Origin of the sequence: Siminovitchia sp. FSL H7-0308 (assembly GCF_037980985.1) — a bacterium.
In the GTDB taxonomy this organism is placed as follows: domain Bacteria; phylum Bacillota; class Bacilli; order Bacillales; family Bacillaceae_C; genus Siminovitchia; species Siminovitchia thermophila.
The window spans coordinates 2,221,597-2,245,358 of the sequence record NZ_CP150282.1 but is presented as its reverse complement, the minus strand read 5'-3'; the positions used below and the strand labels follow the sequence as shown (position 1 = coordinate 2,245,358).

The window sequence follows — 23,762 nt, the reverse complement described above, 5'->3', positions numbered from 1 at the left end:
GTTTAAGATGCTAATCGTGATTCTTTGAATACTATTTTGAAAAAGAGCCACGCAGAAAAAGCGGAGCTTTTTCGAGGAGAGGGGGGCGCAACTGCGACAACGTCAGATTGTTTCTTGCCAATATTCATACAAAAGTTACATAAAGAAAGAGTCCGGAACACAACTAAATCAGCTGATGAAAAAACGAACAATACAGTGAAACTTCATTCAGTAGGCGTTTTCTTCCATCTCCTGCTGAATGTTAGTTGAATCAATCGGGCATTTAGGTGCCGTTATCTCCCACTTAGCCCTTTTATATTCACTCCAGATTTTGAAGTGGGAGGCTTACGGCATCTTACATGCGGGATAAAGTGAAACTTCATTCAAGGAATGCTTTTCTCCTTGAATGTTAGTTGAACCAATCGGGCATTTAGGTGCCGTTATCTCCCACTTAGACCTTTTATATTCATTCCAGATTTTGAAGTGGGGGTCTTACGGCACCTTACATGCCGGATAAATGGTCCCAGTGTATAATGCGCAAGCTTTTAGCGTAGTCAACATATGTGGACTCCTGCGGGAATAGCTCGAGCTGAAGGTCCCGCAGGAAAGCGACCTTTGTTTTCCGAGGAAGCTGAAGAGACCTGCGGAAAGCGCAATATGTAGACGTAGCGATGATAGGGTTTTTTAACACAAATAAACCGAACAATGATAAATGAATTGTTCGGCTCTTGCTATTTCGGATTTGCTTATGTCCCAGCCTCGCGTCTGTTTTACCCTATTCCACACGAAAACCTTTGACAAACTTAATCGGGTTATTTCTATTGGACCCGTCTGAGTGTAACACATGTACAGGACCGTCTTCTCGAAGCGGCTTACCGTCTTTTGAAAAAGCAAGGATTAAATCATACGCGTTTTCAAGAGGATATGAAATGTCTTTTGAATCTGTTTCGATGACAAATGTTGAGGCATTCTTTTCAGGCTCGGCATTTTCCAAAAATGGTTTTAAAGAAATGCCGAAAGTGCCTGTCAGCAATTTCGTTTTTTCAAATTGCCGTTCTGATTTAAGGGTTGGCGGGGAAACATTTCCTTCTTTGATCACCCTGTCCCAATGTTTGGAGGCTACTGTAAATTCTTCTTCATCGTCCTCTTTATGGTCTTCCGAAAAATATGTATTCAAATCGATTTTGCGGTCATCGAAAATCCAAACACCCGCATCCAATGTGATTGGAAACTTGACCTTGCCTTTAATCGGGAGAATCGTATCCATCATTTAACCTCCTTCTTATCCTGGAGTAAGTATACCGAAAAACTTGCAAAAATAAAAGTTGTCCGCACTTATTGTTTCATAAGCATTTGTTTTTTTACGGAAGCTCTCTTGTCATATTTCCACTTACCCCTTGCAATTTGCCTATATTAGGGTTAAAATTTACAGATAGTATTGTCTATTTGTCCGGAGACAGGGGGATAAAATGTGGTGTCTGAAATGAAGATTGATCATCGGGAAAGGGCCTACGCTCTGCTCAAGGCAGACGCGGACAAGATTTTGCGTTTGATTCAGGTGCAAATGGACAACTTAACGATGCCCAAATGTCCTTTATACGAGGAAGTGTTGGATACTCAGATGTTCGGCTTTTCTCGTGAAATAGACTTTGCCGTCCGCCTCGGACTTGTGGATGAAAAGGATGGCAAGGAATTGATATGTTCACTTGAAAGGCGGCTATCTGCTCTCCATGAGGCATTTACAGAAAGTGAAAAGTGAGTGATTTTGTACAAGCATCATCACTATCGCCGCACTGTAAAACTCAAACAGTTTATTCGAAATTGTTTGGGTTTTTTTGTCCTATGGACAGACGTTTAGGTAGTATTCTTTTACTTTTTTACTCTATTAATAAATGGCGAAAATTGAATGAAAGATTGGATGAAGAATATGCTGAAAAAAATACTGCGGTCATATGATTACTCGATCATCGCTGTTTATTTTCTGCTCTGCTTATTTGGATTAATCATGATTTATAGCGCCAGCATGGTGGTGGCTGTTCAGTGGTTTGGTTACCCGGCTGATTTTTTTTATGAAAAGCAGAAGATCAACCTGCTCGTCGGATTCTTGTTTTTTTTGTTTTTCGCCATTTTTCCATATAAAGCATACAAAAATAAAACCTTTCTCATTTCCATTACGTTAGCTGCGGTGCTTGGTTTATTTGCAGTTGTTTTGTTTGGACATGTCACAAATAACGCCCAAAGCTGGATTCAATTGGGGGCGCGAAAAATCCAGCCCTCCGAGTTCGCGAAGATAAGCGTCATTATATACTTATCCGCGGTATATTCAAAAAAGCAATCCTATATCAACCAACTCAATAAAGGGGTATTGCCCCCTTTGCTCTTTCTCGTTTTTGTCTGTTTTTTGATTGCAATGGAACCAGATAATGGTACCGCGCTCATTACTTTATTAATCGGAATGACGATTATCGTCTGCTCGGGAATGCGATTTCGCACGATCATGAAGCTCGTCATGCTCGGATTGCTGTTAATTGCTGTCCTTTCTCCTTTCCTTATTTTAAAGTTCGAAAAGATTTTTACAGAAAATCGCATGGGCCGATTCGCGGGGTACTTGGACCCTTTTGGAACCGGGCAGAATGAGGGCTTTCAACTCGTAAACTCGTATTTGGCTATCGGTTCCGGCGGCTTAAAAGGATTGGGGCTTGGTCAAAGTGTCCAAAAGCTAGGGTATTTGCCGGAAGCCCACACCGATTTTATTATGGCAATCATTGCAGAGGAACTTGGAGCATTTGGAGTCGCTTTTGTATTGGTTGGGCTTGGATATATCGTTTTGAGAGGCCTTTTTATCGCCACCAGAAGTAAGGATCCGTTTGGCGCCATGCTGGCGATTGGCATTTCATGCATGATTGGTATTCAATCCTTTATTAATTTGGGGGGAATGTCAGGCCTAATCCCGATAACGGGGGTTCCACTTCCTTTCATTAGTTATGGCGGATCATCCATTCTAGTATTATCCATTTTGATGGGAATTTTGGCTAATGTGGCCATGTTTAACAATTACGAAGAAAAATTCAAAGCCGAAAAAGCTGTTCCTGTACCACATGCTGAGCCTTCCCAGCCGAATGCCAATCGGAAATGGGGCGCTCAGCGGCGTACATTTAAATAAATGGTTATTATAGAAGGGGAGAATTGTGGATGAAGAATATTAATAAAGTACTGGTTGCCAACAGGGGGGAAATCGCCATCCGGGTATTCAGGGCCTGTACAGAGCTCAACATCCGGACGGTGGCCGTCTATTCCCGCGAAGACTCCGGGTCCTACCACCGCTATAAAGCGGATGAAGCCTATTTGGTCGGCGAAGGAAAAAAACCTATAGATGCTTATTTAGATATTGAAGGCATCATTGACATTGCGAAAAGGGCCGGAGTGGATGCCATTCACCCTGGGTATGGATTCCTTTCCGAAAACATTGATTTTGCCAGACGGTGCGAAGAAGAGGGACTCATCTTCATCGGACCGGCTGTCAAACACCTCGATATGTTCGGGGATAAAGTAAAAGCCAAGCACCAGGCCATCTTGGCGGGGATCCCAGTTATCCCGGGAAGCGATGGGCCTGCAGAAACCCTTGAAGAAGCGGCCACATTCGGTAATGACCATGGATACCCAATTATGGTAAAGGCGGCTCTTGGCGGCGGTGGACGCGGTATGAGGATTGTGCGTTCGCGCGGAGAGCTAAAGGAAGCTTACGAGCGGGCCAAATCGGAAGCAAAAGCCGCTTTTGGAAATGATGAAGTATATGTCGAAAAATTAATTGAAAATCCGAAGCATATTGAAGTCCAGATTTTGGGAGATGCCAAAGGCCATATCATTCATTTGTTTGAAAGGGATTGCTCCGTCCAAAGACGCCATCAAAAAGTTGTTGAAACGGCACCATGCGTATCGCTTTCAGACCATATGCGGGAAAGAATTTGCGATGCGGCGGTTACCCTCATGAAAAATGTCGGGTACATAAATGCCGGAACGGTAGAGTTCCTTGTTTCAGGCAATGAGTTTTACTTTATTGAAGTGAATCCAAGAATCCAGGTGGAACATACGATTACAGAAATGATCACCGGGATTGACATCGTCCAATCACAAATCCTGATTGCGGAAGGGCATTCCCTGCATGGAGAAACAATTCAGATTCCAAAGCAGGAACATATTAAGATGAACGGTTTTGCCATTCAGTCACGTGTCACAACTGAAGATCCGCTTAACGACTTCATGCCGGACACCGGTAAGATCATGGCGTATCGTTCTGGCGGTGGATTTGGCGTTCGTCTTGATGCAGGTAACGGCTTTCAAGGGGCTGTCATTACCCCGTTTTATGATTCGCTGCTTGTAAAAGTATCGACCCAAGCGCTCACCTTCAGGCAGGCTGCGGCAAAAATGGTCAGAAATCTGAAAGAATTTCGCATTAGGGGAATAAAAACAAATATTCCATTTTTGATCAATGTTATGGAACATGAAAAGTTCATTACGGGTGAATATGATACTTCTTTTATTGATGAGACGCCGGAATTGTTTTCTTTTGAGGAGAGCAAAGACCGCGGAACAAAAATGCTCTCCTATATTGGAACGGTCACGGTAAATGGTTTCCCTGGAATTGAAACGACGAAAAAACCGGTTTTTCCGGATCCGCGCATACCCAAAATACCTGCGGGCCAATCAGTGCCACCCGGAACAAAGCAAATTTTGGAACAACAAGGTGCGGAAGGGCTTGTTAATTGGGTAAAAAATCAGAATAGAGCGCTTGTAAGCGATACAACTTTTCGCGATGCCCACCAGTCGTTGCTTGCCACTCGTGTCAGAACCCGTGATATGTTGCAAGTGGCAGAGCCGACAGCACAACTTCTTCCAGGACTGTTCTCCTTGGAAATGTGGGGAGGGGCCACGTTTGATGTTGCGTACCGGTTTTTGAAAGAAGACCCGTGGGAGCGCCTTCAAGTACTTCGGAAGAAGATTCCGAATTTGCTTTTTCAAATGCTTTTCCGCGGCTCGAACGCCGTCGGATATAAAAACTATCCTGATAACGTTATCCGTGAGTTTATCAGATTATCCGCTGATGCAGGCATTGACGTTTTTCGGATTTTTGACAGCCTTAACTGGGTCAAGGGAATGGAAGTGGCAATCGATTCTGTCCGCGCATCAGGGAAAATTGCCCAAGCGGCTATTTGTTATACCGGGGACATCAACGATCCGGGAAGGTCCAAGTATGATGTCAATTATTATAAGCAGCTCGCCAAAGAATTGGAAGCTCAGGGTGCCCATATTCTGGCCATTAAAGATATGGCTGGCTTATTAAAGCCCGAAGCGGCTTACCGCCTTATTTCCGAATTGAAGGGTATAGTCGATGTGCCAATTCATCTGCACATGCATGATACGAGCGGCAACGGAATCTTTACGTATACGAAAGCTATTGAAGCGGGTGTCGACATTATTGACACGGCTTTGGGATCGGTTGCGGGGCTTACATCCCAGCCCAGTTTGAATTCGCTTTACTATGCCCTGGAGGGAACAGACAGGCAGCCAGATGTGTCGATTGATGATGTGGAGAAGCTTTCCTACTATTGGGAGGATGTCCGCAAATATTACCAGCACTTCGAAAGCGGCATGCTTGCTCCTCATTCAGAAGTATACCGTCATGAGATGCCGGGCGGACAATATAGCAACTTGCAACAACAGGCGAAAGCGGTTGGGCTTGGAAGCCGCTGGGATGAAGTAAAAGATATGTACCGCCGGGTAAACTTGATGTTTGGAGATATCGTCAAAGTGACACCTTCATCCAAGGTGGTCGGGGATATGGCGCTCTTTATGGTGCAAAACGATTTGACGGAGGAATCTGTCCTTGAAAAAGGCATGACAATCGACTTTCCTGATTCGGTTATTGAACTGTTTGAAGGATACCTCGGACAGCCTTACGGCGGCTTTCCGAAAGATTTGCAGCGAGTCATTTTAAAGAAACGCAAGCCTATTACCGTACGCCCTGGAGAGCTGCTTGAAGATATCGATTTTGCCGCGTTAAAAGCCCAGTTGGCACAAGAGGTCGGAGGTACCGTTTCTGAGTATGATGTAATGGCCTACGCCCTGTACCCGAAAGTATTCCTTGAGTATTTTCAAACCATCAACCAATTTGGAAATATTTCGGTTATCGACACGCCCACATTTTTTCACGGAATGAGATTGGGAGAAGAAATCGAAGTAGAAATCGAAACAGGAAAGACATTGATCGTCAAGCTTGTATCAATCGGCCAATCACAGCCGGATGGAACCCGGACAGTTTATTTCGAGCTAAATGGCCAGCCGCGTGAAATTATCATTAAAGATGAAAGCATCAAGTCGACCGTTATCGCAAAGCGGAAGGCGGATCCGAAAAATGAAGCTGAAATCGCTGCCACCATGCCTGGAACGGTGCTAAAAGTGCTTGTTGCCAAAGGAGAGGCCGTGAAAAAAGGCGATCACCTCATTATCACCGAAGCAATGAAAATGGAGACAACCGTACAGGCGCCTTTCTCTGGAACGATCAAAGATATTTACGTCAAAAGCGGCGAGGCGATCCAAACAGGCGATTTGCTTATCGAGATGGAAAAATAATATCCCGAGCGCAAAAAAACTTGCACACGAACATCATGTGCAAGTTTTTTCATTGCTGCGTAATCATTTTAGATGATTTCAGTTCACCCGGCGTTGTTTCTTGTACAGGTGCATATTCCACGCCTGGTCTTGAAAATAACATAATAAAATAACTAAGTAAACCAAAGAGGCAGGTAATAAAGAGGGCATGCGCAAGGGCAACGTAAATATTCAATTCCGTTAACACAACGACAGCACCAGCCGCTACTTGCAAGGTAACCAGAATGAAGGCTACAATCCACCCCATATACACGACTCTTTGATTTTTATAATGCTTTACGGCCATCCATGTGATATAACCAATCCAAATAAAAATGAGTCCGGCCATTACGCGGTGGCCCATTTGAATCCACTCATACATATTGGATGGAAGCGCCAGTAGAGACCCGTTCGAACATAAAGGCCAATCACTGCAAATAAGGCTTGCATCGGTATGGCGGACGAGCGCGCCTGTATAAACGACAATATAACTGTATATGGTGACACCGACCGTATGATATTTCATCCTTTTATCTATTTGCAATTTCGTTGCATCGAACTTTTTATCCACTTCAAAAATCAACAGTGTCAATAAAAAGACAGAAGCAAAAGAAATAAGGGAAATACCGAAATGAAGCGCTAAAACAAATTTTGATTGCCCCCATACAACTGCAGCCGCACCGATTAATGCTTGTAAAATAAGAAAGAAGACAGAAAGAACCGCGAGCGGCTTCGTTTCTCTTTTGTCTCCGATCGCTTTCCAAGCCCAGATGGAAAGAATAACAACCATAATGGCTGCAGATCCGGAAACAACCCGGTGGGCTAGTTCAATGATCAGTTCTGCATTGATATTTGATGGAATCAGTTCGCCATTGCAAAGGGGCCATGATCTTCCACAGCCGAGTGAAGAACCTGTCTTTGTCACTAAAGCTCCCCCGAGCAAGACGAAGACCATGACCACCGTCGAGAGAACGGCGAACCATTTTAATTTCCGGTGCAAATTTTCACCTACTTACTATAAGAAATTTTATTTTCATGGAACGTTCAGCAACAATAATTTCAATAACGATAGTACCTAATCATGCTCCAAAAAACAACCGACAAATTTGTTAACATCGCTTTCACTATTGAAAAACTTGAAATTACAGGGGTTTTTTGCTAGAAATGATATATAGTATGCTCCATAAACTGATCAAAAAAGATTGCTGCCGACACACTTTTGACAAAATGGCCGACACACTTTTGACAAAGATTGTGGCGAAAGCAATATATAAATGGTTGCATAATATGCTTAAATATAAAATGGAAAGTAGCAATGGCCTGAGGGGAAAAATGCTTTAAACCTGATAGTTCGGATTTTCGGATGCATTATGGTACAATACAAAGTGCACCAGCATACCTACATAACATATTGAAAAAACAGGAAAATAAGTGAACAAATACTGAAAAATGAACATAATAAGGGAAAATTGCATCATTTTGGACTATAGTAAGGGTAAAGCAATCAAGTTTATAAAGGGAGAGAGGTGGAAGAATAATGGATAACAGTCGGCTTGCATCAGCGGTGGAAGAAGCCATCCCTCCTGCTACTGCCTGGAAAGACTTCCTGTCATTGATCAAAATTGGTATTGTCAACTCGAACTTGATCACCACATTTACTGGACTATGGATAGCAATCATCATGACTGAAAAACACTTTTTGCAGTCACTTGACATTGTCTTTTTAACATTGCTTGGCACATCCCTTATTATAGCCGGTTCATGTGCACTCAATAATTATATTGATCGTGACATTGACCCGATTATGGAAAGAACGAAAGACAGGCCTACAGTTACAGGAAGAATCAGCGGAGGCAAAGTGTTGGCGATTGGCTTTATTTTTATCGCTGCTGGCCTGTTCATGGTTTTTATGACGAATATGACAGCCGGTTTTATTAGTATAGTAGGGGTCTTCAGTTACGTGGTTCTCTATAGCATGTGGTCAAAGAGGCGGTATGTAAGCAACACTGTGATCGGAAGCATTTCCGGTGCGGTCCCGCCCTTAATTGGTTGGGCGGCAGTGGATCCGAGCTTGCCGGCCATGGCCTGGATGCTTTTTCTCCTCATGTTCATTTGGCAGCCGCCGCATTTTTATGCGTTGGCAATGAGAAGAGTGGAAGAATACCGGGCGGCAAATATTCCGATGTTGCCTGTTGTAAAAGGATTTGCTGCTACAAAGAGAAGCATTATTATGTGGGTGGCCTTGTTGCTGCCATTACCGTTTTTCATGTCTTCTTTGGGCACTCCATTCGTAATATTTGCGACTATGTTAAATGTCGGATGGCTCATTTTGGGTATTGCTGGATATAAAATGAAAAATAATATAAAATGGGCAACGTTCATGTTTGTCTATTCCTTAAATTATTTGACCATTCTTTTTACGGCCATGGTCATATTTACAGTTATATAACTTGGGGAATTCTTTCTTATGTAAGAAATCCATATATAAAAGACCCGGTCATTGGTTGACATTATGATTTTTTAACGAAAGAGGGGTTAGTAGAATTATGAAACAATGGCTGCATAAGTGGCGCCTTTTATCGGTGTTTGCGATGTTGGCGCTCGTTCTTTCAGGCTGCGGCGAGCCTTTTGTATCCGCACTGGTACCAGCGGGTAAAATTGCCAAGCAACAATATGATCTCATTCTGTTAAGTTTGGGGATCATGACATTGGTAATCGTCGTTGTAGTAATCATTTTTACTTTTGCCATTATTCGTTTCCGTCGCCGGAAAGGGGAAGAAAATAAAATCCCTAAACAGGTCGAAGGCAGTCATACATTGGAAATCGTCTGGACTGTTATTCCAATTGTCTTGTTGCTGATTCTCGCCGTTCCTACGGTTGCCATTACATTTAGCCAAGGCGATGTATCCGCAATTAACAAGAAGGATGAGGATGGAAACAGGGAGGCATTGGTTGTCAATGTGCGTGCCCATTTGTACTGGTGGGAATTTGAATATCCTGATCTTGGCATCGTAACAAGCCAGGACTTGGTGATTCCGACTGACGAGAAAGTTTATTTCAAAGTAAAAGCCGCAGATGTAAAACACTCGTTTTGGATTCCGCCACTGGGAGGAAAGCTGGATACAAACCCTGAAAACGAAAACAAGTTTTGGTTGATTGTTGACGGCAAAAAAGCGGAAAAAGCAGAAAATGTCTTTTACGGCAAGTGTGCCGAGCTATGCGGTCCTTCCCACGCATTAATGGACTTCAAGGTAAAAGCGTTGCCTCAGCAAGATTTTGAAAAATGGGTGGCAGATATGCAAGACGCCAAAGAACCTGCTCCAACTACAGAACTTGCGCAACAGGGAGAAGAAATTTTTCAACAAAGTTGTATCACATGCCATGCTATCTCCCCGAGCAACGAAGCACCGGCTCAAGCGAGAACAGCACCAAATTTGGCCGGGTTTGCTGAACGCGAAAGAATTGCCGGTATCCTTGACCATAACGAGGAAAACTTGAAGGAATGGCTGAAGGATCCTGAGAAAGTGAAACCGGGCAATAAAATGACGGGCACTTATCCAGCATTATCTGATGAAGAATTGGATGCTTTGGCTGCCTATTTAATGGAATTAAAGGTTCAAGAATGACGACTTTAAAATAAGGGAGGTTTATCTCTGTGAGTACTATTGCTCAAAAAAGAGGTTTCGGTGCCGTTTTATGGGATTATTTAACGACTGTCGACCATAAAAAAGTTGGTATCTTATATTTTGGCGCAGGATTTTTCTTCTTCCTCCTTGGCGGAATCGAAGCCATGATTATTCGTATCCAGCTCGCAGTTCCTAACAATGACTTTGTAAGTGCTGGAACGTTTAATGAAATGATGACCATGCATGGGACAACGATGATCTTCTTTGCCGCCATGCCGATCTTGATTGGATTTATGAACGCCATTATGCCTCTCCAAATTGGGGCGCGGGACGTGGCATTCCCGTTTTTGAATGCTCTTGGACTATGGCTGTTCATTTTTGGAGGATTATTGGTCAACGTCTCTTGGTTTTTAGGAGGCGCACCAGAAGCTGGTTGGACTTCTTATGCATCACTTGCGATGAACTCCGCAACCCATGGTACAGATTTCTATGCTACCGGAATTCAAATTTCCGGGTTTGGAACACTCATGGGGGGAATTAACTTCTTGGTCACGATTATCAACATGCGTGCGCCAGGAATGACTTACATGAGAATGCCAATGTTCACATGGACAACATTTATTACTTCAGCACTTATTTTGTTTGCATTCCCGCCGCTGACAGTTGCATTGTTCTTGCTTACATTTGACAGACTGTTTGGCTCTCAATTCTTTAATGTAGCTGCCGGAGGGAACACTATTATTTGGGAACACTTCTTCTGGATCTTTGGACATCCGGAAGTATATATCTTGATTTTGCCTGCTTTCGGGATTTTCTCGGAAGTGATCTCGACCTTTTCAAGAAAAAGATTATTTGGATATTCGTCAATGGTATTCGCTACCGTTCTAATCGGATTCCTTGGCTTCATGGTGTGGGCTCACCATATGTTTACAGTTGGATTAGGTAATATCGCCAATGCAATCTTTGCTGTTGCGACGATGGCAATTGCGGTTCCGACAGGTATTAAAATCTTTAACTGGCTATTAACAATGTGGGGCGGAAGCATTAAATTTACAACACCAATGCTATGGGCGGCTGCGTTCATTCCTTCATTCGTAATGGGTGGAGTGACTGGAATCATGCAGGCTGCAGCTCCAGCCGACTACCAATACCATGACACCTACTTTATCGTGGCCCACTTCCACTATGTCATTGTTGGTGGAGTCGTATTCGGTATTTTTGCTGCCGTTCATTTTTACTGGCCAAAGCTTTTTGGACACATGTTAAATGAGACTTTAGGGAAAATCACATGTATCTTATTTGTCATCGGATTCCATCTAACATTCTTCATCCAGCATTTCCTTGGTCTAATGGGGATGCCGCGAAGAGTCTTTACATTCCTTGACGGACAAGGATTAGAGACTGGAAACATGATTAGTTCTATCGGAGCTTTGACAATGGGCGTAGCCGTTGTGGTTTTACTCATTAACGTTGTGATCACTGCTATTAAAAATGAATCTGTTGCAAATGACCCTTGGGGTGACGGCCGTTCTATCGAATGGGCAATTCCTTCACCACCGCCATATTATAACTTTAAACAACTCCCGCTCGTTCGCGGACTTGACGCTTACTGGCTTGAGAAAATGGATGGAAAAACAGAAATGACTCCAGCTGAGCCTGTAGGAGACATTCATATGCCAAATGGTTCATTTATTCCATTTATGATCTCTTTAGGTTTCTTCGTTGCTTCCTTTGGAGCCATTTACAATCAGGAACATGCTTGGGGAATACCAGTATTAATCATTGGTTTGGCTATCGCCTTTGGATCCATGCTTGTGCGCTCCCTGAAAGATGATCATGGCTATCATATTCCGAAAGCAGAGTTGTTGGAAGATGAGAAGGGGGTTAAGGCATAATGCATGTTGAACAGCAATTTACTCCAGAAACATGGCCCGAGTTGCCTGAACGGGCCACTCTGGAGGGTAAAAATAAGTTTTTGGGCCTCTGGTTCTTTCTTGGGGGCGAAACCGTATTATTTGCGTCCTTTTTCGCGACATATTTGGCACTGAAGGATAAGGTCCCAGCCAGCGGAGGCTTGACCTCGTCCGAAGTCTTCGGTTTACCGCTTGCATTTGCCATGACGATGCTGTTACTCACTAGTTCGGTAACAAGTGTGTATGCCATTTACCATTTGCGGAACTTTAATTATAAAAAGATGCAGTTATGGTTTATCATCACGCTTTTATTGGGCTTAGGATTCTTTGCTTTAGAAATTTATGAGTTTTGGCATTATACGACAGAGTTAGGATTTGGTTTCACAAGCAGTGCTTTCAGCTCGGCTTTCTATACACTTGTTGGATTCCACGGAGGACACGTAGTGTTTGGACTTGGCTGGATTGCAGCATTGCTGATCAGAAACAGAAAACGTGGACTCAGCCTTTATAATGCGCCAAAGTTTTACCTGGCAAGTATTTACTGGCACTTTATTGACGTAGTCTGGGTATTTATCTTCACTGTCGTTTATTTAATGGGAATGGTGGGATAACGTATGGAAGATCAATACATGAATTCAGGAAATGCACGCGTTGATTATGAGTACCGCAAAAAAAGAAACAAGGAAGCCATGCGCCATCAAGTAATTTCTTTTGCCATTTCAATTTTTCTGACATTGGTGGCATTTGGGGCAGTGGCAGCAGGATTTGACAAATGGTTTGTCATCCCGTTCATTCTTTTGCTCGCATTGGTGCAAGTTATTTTCCAATTGTATTATTTCATGCATATGAATGAAAAAGGACATGAAGCGGTTCAATTATTTATATATGGGGGAGTCATTATTGGTTTTGTAACCATTTTAGGCTTCGTCACGATTGTATGGTGGTAATAGGAGAGCCAGTCGAAACTTTCGGCTGGCTTTTCATTTGTTTTGTCATGAACTTGTCAATCGCCATCATTGAACCGGAAAGTAGGTAAACGTATAATGAAAAGTAGAAGGAAACGTATTCTACAAAAGAGGTGAAGGCGAATGCCTTTTAGCGCTTTAAGTATATTTGGATTTCGAGCTCTTTGGAGCCCGTATTTTTTGATCTTTGTTTTGTTGTTGATCGCCGCCTTTTTCTATTTGACGGTTAAGAAACGTGACCAATTTGCCAACAGTGAACCACTGAAAAAAAAAGAAGGCATCATTTTTGTCATAAGCATGGTTCTCCTTTATGTGATTAAGGGCTCTCCCGTGGACTTAATGGCGCATATCATGTTTTCTTTTCATATGGTGCAAATGGCATTTCTTTACCTTGTCATACCACCGCTTTTCATTGCGGGGGTGCCGAACTGGATTTGGGAAAAAGTAATTGAACTGCCAGTGATTCGTTCAATGTTCCGCTTTTTTACAAGGCCCCTTATCGCTCTAGTTGGATTTAATGGGCTATTTTCGATTTATCATATTCCACTTGTAATGGATTTCGTAAAAATGAATATCATTTTGCATGCTTCGTATACGGTGATGTTATTTGTGTTTGCCATTTTTCTATGGTGGCCTTTAGTCAATACTCTGCCGGGGCAGAATCAGCTTCATGGCTTGAAAAAGATCGGTTATATATTGGGGGATGCGGTTCTCCTTACACCGGCATGCGGACTCATTATATTTGCTCCCGAAGCAATGTATGCGACCTATACTGATGGGGAATTATGGCTAAAGTCGATGGCCCTCTGTGTGCCCGGGTCAACTTTGGAAGGGCTGACCATCAGTGGCCCAGAATTATTCACAAACATGCCAGCAAAGGAAGACCAACAATTAGGCGGCGTATTAATGAAAATCATCCAGGAAATTGTACTCGCCACCATCTTGGCAAAAGTATTCTTTGATTGGTATAAAAAAGAGCAAGTTGATTCGGAACCTGTGGATGAAACAGGAACGCTTGTTCAGCAGGAACCCCGCCACGCAGATTAACTAAAATAAAGACGGGAAGTACTGGAGCAATTCAATATACAAATAAGGAAGGGTATCGCATAATGTCTGTTCCAATGTTACCGACAATCAGTACGGTGTGTATCGTTATAAGTGCTGTTCTAGTAGCAATTGGCTGGTCCAAAGTCAAGAGAAGAGAACTAGAAACCCATCAAAAAATGATGACAGCAGCAGCTGTATTTGCCGTAATCTTTTTTGCTATTTATTCATCAAGGACAGTATTTATAGGAAATACTTCATTCGGGGGTCCGGATGAAGTAAAGTTGTTTTACACAGTTTTCTTATTCTTTCATATTACCTTGGCAACTGTAGGTGCTGTCCTTGGCATTATCTCTCTGTGGACCGGCTTTAAAGACAGGCTGCATGTTCATCGTAAGATTGGGCCGTTTTCAAGTGTTGTATGGCTTGCAACCGGAATAACAGGTGTTATAGTCTATTTACTGTTGTATGTGATATATGAGGGTGGGGAAACGACTTCTCTTATCAAAGCAATATTGGGAAATTAAACATAAAAACATGCCAGGGGGATTCCTGGCATGTTTTTTTAAATAAAAGATGGGCTATCTTCGCTTTTGCTAGAAGGGCGAGCGCAAAAACGATTTAACTTGTGCGGTAAATGCAAGAATGGTTATAGGGTGATGGAATCAAGACATATTCAAGGAGCTCATCGCTCCAAGGAAACCAGAATATCACTTCAAATAGGCGGCGAGTATTTATTAACGAGCAGGCTCGCCATTTTATGAATCGTAGAAAAGCCGCATGAAGCCTGCCTGGAGTTCTGCAGCATTGTCTACGATAGTTAACATGAGCGCCTTGGTTGGGTTATTCCTCCAAAATCTATTGAGCAATAGATCTTATATTTTGAAGTTTAATTTGATAATCTCGGCCTCTCGTGCTGTTTTGAAAACGATGAGCAGCATCGGTCCAATGAAAAACCCAAGAAAGCCAAATAACTTTAAACCGAGATACATGGCAATTAAGGTTGCAAGTGGCGACAAACCGATATGGGTTCCCATCACTTTTGGTTCCACTGTTCGTCTAATAATAAGCAAAACGGTTGCAAGAACCGCCAGTTGTGTACCAAGAATGACGTTTCCTGTTAACAGGTGATATAGTGACCATGGAGCCAGTATGACGATTGAACCGATAATGGGTATTAAATCAATGATCCAAATAATGATAGACATAATAATGGCTGTTTTGGGAGAAATGATTAAGAGGCCAATTAATGAAACACCCAGAATCAACAAACTGACTAAAAACTGCGCTTTGCAAAAACCAAAAACAACCGTTGAGATCCTTTTCGTCATGAAATTTACTTTTTCTGAAGTTTGATCGGTTAAATGACGGTAAATTCTATTTCGTATTTTAGGTAAATCCAACATAAACAGAAATAATGCGATCAAGTATACGAGAAAGCTTACTAAAAAGTTCGGTATGTATGATAACGCACTACTGATATTTTCTATATTGATATAATTGATGACGCTCGTTACAATCGTGTTCAAAAAAGTGTTTATTTCGTGGGTGACGGCATGAACCATTTCTTTTGGTAGCGCTTGGGCGGTGTTTTTAAATTGTTCTTCATATTGGTACCATATTCTCGAAACATTGTTCACGTACTCCGGCAGATCTTCCACAAGCTTAACGCCTTGGCTGATGACTTTCGTTGTTGTGAAATAAATGCCAATCCCCATAACAAGTGTAAATACTGTAAAAACGATCATGACGTTATAATGTCTTTTCATTTTAAACTTTGATTGCAGCATTCTTACGAGCGGCTCCAACAAAAGTGCAGTAATCAATGCGGCGATCAGTGGGACAGATACTGGAAGGATATAAAACGCGGCCAAACCAAGAATCACCATGGCGGCAGCAAGAATCACGTATTTTCTTTTTAACATTCCACGCAAAATACTTCTCCTTTTCTCATGATTTTAATTTATTATATAATGTCCACAGCCTTTTCGGTAGTAATATGCAGGCAAAAACAAAAAAAGTGCAGGACCGTAGTCTCAGGCAATCGGGTTTGCCAAGTGGCGAAGGGGACTTGTTGCTCGCTTTCATCAAACTTTTGAATATATATTGAAGCTTAGCGCAGGAATAAACCCCCTCTGAACAAATGTTGCGAGCTTAATTATTTCCAAATAAATCCTTTTTTTATTAAGCACCTAAAATCGCCACATCCAAGATATGATTGCTTGCTCTTCGTTTTGCCGCATGAGGAGTCCTGTTTGGCGGCAGGCTGTTTCAAAGCTTTGTGAAGCCTTCTTGACTACTACTTCTTACATGGGTGTCCTGTTTGGCGGGATGAATGTGGCCAACTTCATTTCCCGTATACATGTGTGGCATCTTAACGCACAAATAGTCTGGGACACAACTAAATCAGCTGATTAAAAAACAAACAACAAATTGAAACAATTCAGTAGGAGTTTTCTTCCCTCTCCTACTGAATGTTAGTTGAACGAATCGGGCATTTAGGTGCCGTTTTCTCCCACTTGGACCTTTTGTATTCACTCAAGATTTTGAAGTGGGAGTCTTACGGCACCTTACATGCGGGATAAAGTGAAACTTCATTCAGTAGGGATTTTCTTCCCTCTCCTACTGAATGTTAGTTGAACCAATCGGGCATTTAGGTGCCGTTTTCTCCCACTTGGACCTTTTGTATTCACTCAAGATTTTGAAGTGGGAGTCTTACGGCACCTTACATGCGGGATAAAGTGAAACTTCATTCAGTAGGGATTTTCTTCCCTCTCCTACTGAATGTTAGTTGAACCAATCGGGCATTTAGGTGCCGTTATCTCCCACTTAGACTTTTTGTATTCACTCAAGATTTTGAAGTGGGAGTACTTACGGCACCTTACATGCGGGATAAAGTGAAACTTCATTCAGTAGGGATTTTCTTCCCTCTCCTACTGAATGTTAGTTGAACGAATCGGGCATTTAGGTGCCGTTTTCTCCCACTTGGACCTTTTGTATTCACTCAAGATTTTGAAGTGGGAGTACTTACGGCACCTTACATGCGGGATAAATTGTCCTAGTGTACAATACGCAAGCTTTTAGCGTAGTCAAAATAGGTAGACTCCTGCGGGAATGGCTCGAGCTGAAGATCCCGCAGGAAAGCGACCTTTGCTTTCCGAGGAAGCTGAAGAGACCTGCGGAAAGCGAAATATGTTGACGTAGCGATGATAGGGATTTTTTTACACAAATAAACCGAACAATTATAAATGAATTGTTCGGTTTTTGCTATTTCGCATTTGCTTATGTCCCAGCTCCTACTCAGCAAACATATCCAAATCTTTTTTGATGTTATCAAGCATTTGCTTGCATTGCTTGACAAGATGGTTTGGAAATACTTCATCGTCCCCGTACTCTACTCCATGAGGATAATAATGTTTGCCAAGAAGTGGCGTCATCAATTGAATAACTGCTTTGCGGCTACCGACATCTCCCTCAACGGCATAGCCGGGGATGCGTAAGTAGTATGTACCTTCTTTGATTTGGAACTTATGATCATATGTAGCCCGTTCATAATCCCATTGTCCCGCAAGAATCATTCTGTGCTTGCTCATTACTTCGTCCAGACGGTTAAAATCAATTTTTATCGATTCAATACCAGTATCTTCAAACTTCATATCTTCAATCCCTCCTAAATAATCAGGCCGAATGAGTAATTCCCCATGTTTTATAATAGTCCAAAAAGTGCTCAGTTGCAACAAAGGTATGTAACAATTGTGTATAATTTGCGGACTGTTGGTGAACATATGAAAGTGTAATGAAAAAATGATTCAGGAGGAGGTATCATCATGACGCTTATCCGGGATATTATGACGGATGAAGTTGAGACATGTTCATTGAAAGATAATATTTACGAAGTTGCGGTAAAAATGAAAGAATGGGATGTTGGTGTAATCCCGATTGTGGAAGGAAAAAGACTTGTAGGCATTATTACGGATCGTGACATTGTACTTAGGTGCATCGCTGAGAAAAATCCTCCTTCTTCTAAAGTTGAAGAAATTATGAGTGAGAACTTATTTACTGTGACACCTGATACGACTACGCAGGAAGCGGCGAGACTAATGGCAAAAGAACAAATTCGCAGACTCCCTGTTGTTGAAAATGGTGAGCTTGTCGGAATCGTTGCTCTCGGTGACCTGGCCGTTCGCGACTTGACCGATAATCAAGCAAAAACAGCTTTATCCGAAATATCCGAACCGGACGATGAACAATCCATTCATTGATTTCATCAAAATCGAAGATGCTTACAGAAAAACGCAAGCGAACTGCTATCGACAAGCTAAAAGGGAATGGATGTTGCTACTCATCTTGCTCGATTCAAGGAAAATATCTCTAAAAATTGTATGAAGCTTTCTATTGCTTTCCCAATCAGCCCAGCTAGGCAGCAGGGACATTAAGTGATGTTGCTTAGTCAGTCATGCTCCAAAAAGCTTGCGCTTTCTCTTGGAGGGATGATTATCCATGTTTTGTCGCCGCTTTAACTGGCGCGTCCTGCCTCATCGGTTGCTTGAAGCCTGTCCTGTTCATTGGGGTCTCAATCGCCGCAGGCCCGTCTTTCGGCTGAACTAGCGGCCTATTTAGGTCAACGGGCTTCAATCGACGCAGTCCTGCCTCAATCGGCTTACTAGCGACCTATACGTCAACAGTCATTAGTCGGCGTGACAAGTCTCATCATTGGCTGGACGAGTGCTCTATATTTCGCAGGCTTCATCGGTGCTGTCTTCGTCTCAATTAGAGCAGTTTGGCCCGCACATTAAGGACACGCTTTACTCATTCTGACGAATACTTATCATTCATGTATACTTTCCTTTTCAAAAACCCTGAATTTCAGGGTTTTTCTTGCTGTAGTTTATTGTACATGCAGTAGGAAGTGGTATAATGAAAACGAATCATGAAAAGAGTATTCGGGAAGGAGGAGAAAAGCTGCGTACGTTATTCAGAATATTTATTTTGGCTGGCTTCTTCTTGTTTATCAGCTTTTATATATATTCTCCCGAACAAACAGGCCCCTTAAAAGATAATACGTATATGCTTCCTTCCAAAGATAATGAAGAAAACATTCCCGATCAAAATATTCCGGGTTCTGAAACTCAGCCTGAAAGCGGATTGGGTTCCTATATTGGAAAGCCCGCCAATCAATTGCTGGAAGTTCACGGTAAACCAGACAGGAAAGAACCTTCCGCCTATGATTATGAATGGTGGGTGTACAATGATCAGGCCCATAAATATATGCAAGTGGGAGTCCGAGATGGCATTATTGTTACATTATACGTTTTAGGTGATCAATTAGATGTTTCCCCTTACAAAATAGGCCAGCCGGTCGAAGATATTTACCGTACGACAATGCTGGAAACAGAGATTGTGGTCACTTCTGAAAATGGAACTTATCGGCTTGAGCTTTCAGAAGAAGACTTAAATATGAGGCCGCTTATTCAGCTAGGGGATATTTTCGCCCAACTGTCCGTTGATAAGTTTACCGGCAAGCTGTTTAGTGTCCGCTTTCTTGATCAGGACACACTCGTTGCCCAAAGGTCGTACGAGCTTGTTTACAGAGGAGATGGGCCCCAGAGCGAAGAACCTGATGACGAGGAATGGGCAGCAATTGAAAGGGGAAGCGAGCGCCAAATATACGATATAACGAATATTTTTCGAAAGAGGTTTGGACTGGACACATTAACGTGGGATGAAGAGATTTCAAGCGTTGCTTATGGCCATAGTAAAGATATGAATTTAAACGATTATTTTGACCATGAGTCGCCCAAATACGGCGACTTGGAAAAGCGGTTGAACGAAGGAAAGGTTGAGTTTCAATCAGCAGCAGAGAATATTGCCGCAGATTATATTGACGGACCGGCAGCATTTGAAGGGTGGCTGAATTCGGAAAATCATAGAAAGCCGCTTTTGGATAAAGATGTTAAGCATATCGGGGTGGGTGTTTATCAAAAAAATTATACCCAAAACTTTGTGCGTAAAAAATAAAAGGGAACCCAGTGGCATTATATATGATCAAACATATACATGAAGTGACGGATAATCGAGTCATTTGAGGTGATTGAGGGATGACAAGGAAAAAACTTCACCCGTCAGTCGAACAATTTAAGCAATTTGTAAGAGAGCATCCGAACCTTGTCAAACTGGTAAGAGCAGAGGAAAGTACATGGCAGGAGCTATATGAGGAGTGGTACTTGCTCGGTGGGGATGACCCCAAATGGGAAAAATATAAAAATGGAAAAACGGCTGAAACAACCGAAACCAAGGATGATGTAAAAAAATGGTTTACTCATTTTTCCGGTCTTTTGAAAAAAATGGATGCCAATCAAATGCAATATCATATTGATAACCTAAGCCAAGCGATAGGTGCGATCCAAGGCCTGCTCTCTCAATTTCAAGGAAGTAGCCAGCAACAAAACGACCCGGCACAAGAGGCACCCCGCGATCCATTTGCTTTTAGAAAAGACTGACGCAAGGAGGAGAACGGATGAGAGCCGATGTTTTGCAATATATTTATGCAAATCATGAATTAAAACAATTTATCCGGGAACAGCCTCGATGGTATCGAACATTGTCCAGAGATCCAAAACAATTGGAGCAATTTGAAATCGCCTCCCTCCATTATTTTAAAAAAACGATTCCTCATCAAGTGGAAAAATTTTCACAGGGAGTGCAAATGGCAAACATGTTTATGGGCATGCTCCAAGCAATGAATACTAAGTAAAGAACACATGTGAATGAAAGTCCATGTGTTCTTTATTTTTTTGCATGAAGCCTCTTGTTTGGAGAAAAGCTATGGTCAAGGAGTGATGACATTGAAAATATTGGCGATTTGTTTCATTGTATTTTTGCTTGCCAGCGGCTGTGCCCAAAAATTGCCTGAGCCGGAATCAATGAATGCAAGGGCTTCGGAGGAAAGCACAAAGCAAAAAACCTTCACGGTTCATCGAATTTTAAAAGGGAATACACTCATGATCGAATGTTTTGCACCGTCCATTTCATTTTCCAATCAGTCGGAGGCAAAAAATAAGGGGAAAGCTCGATTATACATGAACGGAACATTTCACAGCGAACACGAATCGGCTGCTTTTATCGTCAAAGATTTGCCCAAAGGTGTACATGACATTAAAATAGAAATTGTAAATGACCATGATGAACCTGTCGGCTTAAGCGAGCAGTTTTCGGTGACAATTCAATAACGCAGTCGCATAGCAAATAAAAACATGGTAAAATGAGTGTGGAGGTGGACCGTTTGCTTGCAACACTTGAAAGAGTCAAAATTATTGAAACAGCCGAGATGCTTGGGAACATGATCAATGCCACTGACATCGCCGATAAGTACCGGTTTTATTATCATAAATTGCATCAAGATGGAAGGACGAAAGCAAAGATAGAGGCTTTCGTGAAAATGAAAGAAGTGTACGAAGATGTTCAACGCTTTGGACGTTATCATCCTGATTATAAACAGGTGATGAGAAAGGTTCGCGAATTAAAAAGAGATATGGATTTGGATGAAAATGTGGCTAATTTCCGGAAAGCGGAAAATGAAATCCAATCTATTTTGGATGAAATAAGCATGTTAATTGGAAAAGCAGTCTCCGCCAATATCAAGGTGGCAACGGGCAATCCTTTTTTTGAAACAGGTGCTGCTTGCGGCGGTGGTTGCGGTACTGGCGGCGGCTGCGGCTGTTCTGCCTAAGAGCTAAAGGGGATCATAAATGTTTATAAAGAAGCAAGGATTAATTGTATGGCTGACCCATACGAAAAATATAAAGGCGTTAAAACGATTTGGGAATATACATTATGTCTCCAAGAGAATGAAGTATGCCGTTCTTTATTGCAACCAGGAAGATTTGGAACTTATTTCGGACAAGTTGCGGCAGTTTCAGTTTGTAAAGAAAGTGGAGCCATCATACAAGCCATACTTAAAGACAGAGTTTGAAAATGCCAAACCGGATAAAGCAAAAGAATATGATTATCGAATTGGTCTTTAATAAAAAGGCGGCCCGGTAAAAGGCCGTCTTTTAAAATAGAGAGAAATATACAAGATGGACTAATAAGTATTTCTTGTGACGGGGAGATTTGACGCGATGTCTAAACTTGTCTGGCCGACTGTTTTCATACTGATCCTTTCCATATGTGGCCTGCTTTTTTTTCAATGGAAGCCCATTTCAACGTTTTCCGGGGGAGAAAAAGTCGAACAAAACGTGGTGGTCCGGCATATGCAGGATCACTTTCAAATAGAGCAATCAATCAAACATATTCCTGAAGGCAGCTATGAAATGCGCAAGCCCACAAATCTGGATTCTTTTTCTTGTACAAGCAGCCGCCATCAATCGTGTATTTGGCTGAATCAGGAAAATACAAAAATCGCTATTGGTGAAGAAGAAACGATTTCTTTTACATACCGGCTTCCATCCTTTAAAAGCCCGAGTCATTTTGTGCTGGACAACTGGCTGTTTGAAGTTCAAAATATCTCTCGCCATTCCACCCGAATTCAGCTTACGGACGAAAAATGGCGGCAAGGGGAGTGGGTGGCAGCGGCCGATTCTGTAGGCAAGAGAAAAATGAATGCCATCGATTATTATGTGTTTGAGACAAACCAGAAAAGTCCGGCTCTTTATTGGAATGCGAATGAGATGCATGAACTTTATAAGGATCAGTATGTAACGGTTTATTCGGAAAGCAATGTATCGGCGGATTTTTCAAAGTTAAGTAATTTGAATGGCAAGGGGAAGCTGGTGGCAATTGTTACAAAAAAAGCGAAAAAACTTCAGGATTTTGACGACCTGATCCTGGTTCCCGAGGAAGAAGCCATTTTGCCGGCAATGGTTGCGAAAACAATTTCTATGGAAAAGAATCAAGAGTGGTTGCTCGATGTGATCATTTCAGCTTTTTTAGAGCGTCCTTACGGCAGTAAAAAAGCTCAAAGCATGTATCTTGAGTTGGAACGAGAATTGCAAAAAGAGGGTGTTGAGCGTTGGCTGTCGAAAGTTCTGTCTGATAAAACGGCTATATCGGCACGTCGGTTGGACGCTCATATATGGGAAGAAACAGGCAGAAAGACAAATTTTTTTGCATTAAATGAGGAGGAAACGAAAGCTTTTATCCCATTTTTTGCAGTGGATGCAAGGCCGATTTTGATTCATGAGGTACAGGCGGATAACGTATCAATCTTGTATCACAATGAACAGCCGTACATTTCCTTCTTTCCACTTGCTGAGCAGCTCGGGTTTACAGTACAGCCGGGGCCAGATCAAGCGGTGATGAAAAGGGGAGATGATACTTTTGAGTTTTATTACGGAAAAAAAATCTTCTATAAAAATGGGCGCCCATTTGGTCTTTCAAGCAATCCCTTTCTATTAATGGGATCAGAAACATATATCCATACCGAGGTGGTCTCACTTGTCTTTGGCATCAGGCTTTTTGAAGCAGACAATAAAATCAAATTGCAATAAAAAACCCTGCAGAAATTCTGCAGGGTCCTTCTATTTTCCGCCTTGGCGGATAGAAGGCAAAGGGAGAGGAGAAACCGGAGGAAGAACTTATGGGGAAAC

Annotated in this window: 22 protein-coding genes; 18 read left to right on the top strand and 4 right to left on the bottom strand. The window is 42.2% G+C overall.

Annotation, left to right across the window (positions count from 1 at the left end; all coding sequences use genetic code 11):
• Positions 1–754 precede the first annotated feature (754 nt).
• Entirely contained in the window at positions 755–1,246 is a 492-nt protein-coding gene (locus tag MHB50_RS10675) for a peptidyl-prolyl cis-trans isomerase (RefSeq protein WP_340085326.1), read from the bottom strand.
• A gap of 204 nt (positions 1,247–1,450) precedes the next feature.
• Here MHB50_RS10675 and MHB50_RS10670 point away from each other — a divergent pair, with 204 nt between their 5' ends.
• The 3 genes from MHB50_RS10670 to pyc all read left to right on the top strand — a co-directional run bounded on the left by MHB50_RS10670 (position 1,451) and on the right by pyc (position 6,609).
• Entirely contained in the window at positions 1,451–1,738 is a 288-nt protein-coding gene (locus MHB50_RS10670) for a YlaN family protein (protein WP_077110982.1), read from the top strand.
• A 168-nt stretch (positions 1,739–1,906) separates the two neighbouring features.
• Positions 1,907–3,142 (top strand): FtsW/RodA/SpoVE family cell cycle protein, encoded by a 1,236-nt coding sequence (locus tag MHB50_RS10665; protein ID WP_205180036.1) that lies wholly within the window; start codon positions 1,907–1,909, stop codon positions 3,140–3,142.
• A 29-nt stretch (positions 3,143–3,171) separates the two neighbouring features.
• Positions 3,172–6,609, top strand: a complete 3,438-nt coding sequence (pyc, locus tag MHB50_RS10660) for a pyruvate carboxylase (RefSeq protein ID WP_340085254.1) — start codon at positions 3,172–3,174, stop codon at positions 6,607–6,609.
• A 49-nt stretch (positions 6,610–6,658) separates the two neighbouring features.
• On the opposite strand, the gene MHB50_RS10655 is transcribed toward pyc, so the two are convergent.
• On the bottom strand, positions 6,659–7,627 hold the full coding sequence (locus tag MHB50_RS10655) for a heme A synthase (RefSeq protein ID WP_339163612.1): 969 nt from the start codon (positions 7,625–7,627) through the stop codon (positions 6,659–6,661).
• A 537-nt stretch (positions 7,628–8,164) separates the two neighbouring features.
• Between MHB50_RS10655 and cyoE the strand changes: the two genes are divergently transcribed.
• The 7 genes from cyoE (at position 8,165) to MHB50_RS10620 (ending at position 14,702) form a co-directional block, all read left to right on the top strand.
• Positions 8,165–9,076, top strand: a complete 912-nt coding sequence (gene cyoE, locus MHB50_RS10650) for a heme o synthase (RefSeq protein WP_340085253.1) — start codon at positions 8,165–8,167, stop codon at positions 9,074–9,076.
• A 97-nt stretch (positions 9,077–9,173) separates the two neighbouring features.
• The gene (gene coxB, locus MHB50_RS10645; RefSeq protein WP_077110990.1) at positions 9,174–10,253 is read left to right on the top strand and encodes a cytochrome c oxidase subunit II; all 1,080 of its coding nucleotides are present in this window, start codon (positions 9,174–9,176) and stop codon (positions 10,251–10,253) included.
• A gap of 29 nt (positions 10,254–10,282) precedes the next feature.
• Positions 10,283–12,148 (top strand): cytochrome c oxidase subunit I, encoded by a 1,866-nt coding sequence (gene ctaD / locus MHB50_RS10640; protein WP_340085252.1) that lies wholly within the window; start codon positions 10,283–10,285, stop codon positions 12,146–12,148.
• The gene (locus tag MHB50_RS10635; RefSeq protein WP_077110993.1) at positions 12,148–12,777 is read left to right on the top strand and encodes a cytochrome c oxidase subunit 3; all 630 of its coding nucleotides are present in this window, start codon (positions 12,148–12,150) and stop codon (positions 12,775–12,777) included. The genes ctaD and MHB50_RS10635 overlap by 1 nt, the downstream gene beginning before the upstream one ends.
• Before the next feature lie 3 nt (positions 12,778–12,780).
• Positions 12,781–13,113, top strand: a complete 333-nt coding sequence (ctaF, locus tag MHB50_RS10630; RefSeq protein ID WP_077110995.1) for a cytochrome c oxidase subunit IVB — start codon at positions 12,781–12,783, stop codon at positions 13,111–13,113.
• Positions 13,114–13,254: 141 nt separating this feature from the next.
• The gene (ctaG, locus tag MHB50_RS10625) at positions 13,255–14,178 is read left to right on the top strand and encodes a cytochrome c oxidase assembly factor CtaG (RefSeq protein ID WP_077110996.1); all 924 of its coding nucleotides are present in this window, start codon (positions 13,255–13,257) and stop codon (positions 14,176–14,178) included.
• Between the two features lie 62 nt (positions 14,179–14,240).
• On the top strand, positions 14,241–14,702 hold the full coding sequence (locus MHB50_RS10620; RefSeq protein ID WP_077110998.1) for a DUF420 domain-containing protein: 462 nt from the start codon (positions 14,241–14,243) through the stop codon (positions 14,700–14,702).
• A 348-nt stretch (positions 14,703–15,050) separates the two neighbouring features.
• Here MHB50_RS10620 and ytvI read toward each other — a convergent pair whose 3' ends face one another.
• Both ytvI and MHB50_RS10610 read right to left on the bottom strand, forming a co-directional pair.
• Entirely contained in the window at positions 15,051–16,100 is a 1,050-nt protein-coding gene (gene ytvI / locus MHB50_RS10615) for a sporulation integral membrane protein YtvI (RefSeq protein ID WP_077111028.1), read from the bottom strand.
• Between the two features lie 1,371 nt (positions 16,101–17,471).
• Positions 17,472–17,831, bottom strand: coding sequence for a YugN family protein (locus MHB50_RS10610; RefSeq protein WP_077111000.1), 360 nt, complete (start codon positions 17,829–17,831; stop codon positions 17,472–17,474).
• 171 nt (positions 17,832–18,002) lie between these two features.
• Between MHB50_RS10610 and MHB50_RS10605 the strand changes: the two genes are divergently transcribed.
• The 8 genes from MHB50_RS10605 (at position 18,003) to MHB50_RS10570 (ending at position 23,663) form a co-directional block, all read left to right on the top strand.
• Positions 18,003–18,437 (top strand): CBS domain-containing protein, encoded by a 435-nt coding sequence (locus tag MHB50_RS10605; protein ID WP_077111002.1) that lies wholly within the window; start codon positions 18,003–18,005, stop codon positions 18,435–18,437.
• 655 nt (positions 18,438–19,092) lie between these two features.
• Complete coding sequence (locus tag MHB50_RS10600) at positions 19,093–20,193, top strand: CAP domain-containing protein (protein WP_340085251.1); 1,101 nt, start codon at positions 19,093–19,095, stop codon at positions 20,191–20,193.
• 80 nt (positions 20,194–20,273) lie between these two features.
• Complete coding sequence (locus MHB50_RS10595; RefSeq protein ID WP_340085250.1) at positions 20,274–20,675, top strand: YlbD family protein; 402 nt, start codon at positions 20,274–20,276, stop codon at positions 20,673–20,675.
• A 17-nt stretch (positions 20,676–20,692) separates the two neighbouring features.
• Positions 20,693–20,929, top strand: a complete 237-nt coding sequence (locus MHB50_RS10590; RefSeq protein ID WP_077111009.1) for a YlbE-like family protein — start codon at positions 20,693–20,695, stop codon at positions 20,927–20,929.
• A 91-nt stretch (positions 20,930–21,020) separates the two neighbouring features.
• Positions 21,021–21,404, top strand: a complete 384-nt coding sequence (locus MHB50_RS10585) for a hypothetical protein (RefSeq protein WP_139345599.1) — start codon at positions 21,021–21,023, stop codon at positions 21,402–21,404.
• A 53-nt stretch (positions 21,405–21,457) separates the two neighbouring features.
• Entirely contained in the window at positions 21,458–21,904 is a 447-nt protein-coding gene (locus MHB50_RS10580; RefSeq protein ID WP_077111013.1) for a YlbF family regulator, read from the top strand.
• A gap of 19 nt (positions 21,905–21,923) precedes the next feature.
• On the top strand, positions 21,924–22,199 hold the full coding sequence (locus MHB50_RS10575) for a YlbG family protein (protein WP_077111015.1): 276 nt from the start codon (positions 21,924–21,926) through the stop codon (positions 22,197–22,199).
• Positions 22,200–22,295: 96 nt separating this feature from the next.
• Positions 22,296–23,663 (top strand): stalk domain-containing protein, encoded by a 1,368-nt coding sequence (locus MHB50_RS10570; RefSeq protein ID WP_340085249.1) that lies wholly within the window; start codon positions 22,296–22,298, stop codon positions 23,661–23,663.
• Positions 23,664–23,762 lie beyond the last annotated feature (99 nt).

Excerpts from the sequence above, each read along its gene's own strand:
- MHB50_RS10595 (WP_340085250.1), top strand. The coding sequence starts at position 20,274 with ATGACAAGGAAAAAACTTCACCCGTCAGTCGAACAATTTAAGCAATTT.
- MHB50_RS10600 (WP_340085251.1), top strand. The coding sequence starts at position 19,093 with ATGAAAACGAATCATGAAAAGAGTATTCGGGAAGGAGGAGAAAAGCTG.
- MHB50_RS10610 (WP_077111000.1), bottom strand. The coding sequence starts at position 17,831 with ATGAAGTTTGAAGATACTGGTATTGAATCGATAAAAATTGATTTTAAC.
- cyoE (WP_340085253.1), top strand. The coding sequence starts at position 8,165 with ATGGATAACAGTCGGCTTGCATCAGCGGTGGAAGAAGCCATCCCTCCT.
- MHB50_RS10570 (WP_340085249.1), top strand. The coding sequence starts at position 22,296 with ATGTCTAAACTTGTCTGGCCGACTGTTTTCATACTGATCCTTTCCATA.
- MHB50_RS10575 (WP_077111015.1), top strand. The coding sequence starts at position 21,924 with ATGTTTATAAAGAAGCAAGGATTAATTGTATGGCTGACCCATACGAAA.
- MHB50_RS10635 (WP_077110993.1), top strand. The coding sequence starts at position 12,148 with ATGCATGTTGAACAGCAATTTACTCCAGAAACATGGCCCGAGTTGCCT.
- MHB50_RS10590 (WP_077111009.1), top strand. The coding sequence starts at position 20,693 with ATGAGAGCCGATGTTTTGCAATATATTTATGCAAATCATGAATTAAAA.
- ctaF (WP_077110995.1), top strand. The coding sequence starts at position 12,781 with ATGGAAGATCAATACATGAATTCAGGAAATGCACGCGTTGATTATGAG.
- ytvI (WP_077111028.1), bottom strand. The coding sequence starts at position 16,100 with ATGTTAAAAAGAAAATACGTGATTCTTGCTGCCGCCATGGTGATTCTT.
- ctaG (WP_077110996.1), top strand. The coding sequence starts at position 13,255 with ATGCCTTTTAGCGCTTTAAGTATATTTGGATTTCGAGCTCTTTGGAGC.
- MHB50_RS10665 (WP_205180036.1), top strand. The coding sequence starts at position 1,907 with ATGCTGAAAAAAATACTGCGGTCATATGATTACTCGATCATCGCTGTT.
- MHB50_RS10620 (WP_077110998.1), top strand. The coding sequence starts at position 14,241 with ATGTCTGTTCCAATGTTACCGACAATCAGTACGGTGTGTATCGTTATA.
- coxB (WP_077110990.1), top strand. The coding sequence starts at position 9,174 with ATGAAACAATGGCTGCATAAGTGGCGCCTTTTATCGGTGTTTGCGATG.
- MHB50_RS10675 (WP_340085326.1), bottom strand. The coding sequence starts at position 1,246 with ATGGATACGATTCTCCCGATTAAAGGCAAGGTCAAGTTTCCAATCACA.
- pyc (WP_340085254.1), top strand. The coding sequence starts at position 3,172 with ATGAAGAATATTAATAAAGTACTGGTTGCCAACAGGGGGGAAATCGCC.
- MHB50_RS10605 (WP_077111002.1), top strand. The coding sequence starts at position 18,003 with ATGACGCTTATCCGGGATATTATGACGGATGAAGTTGAGACATGTTCA.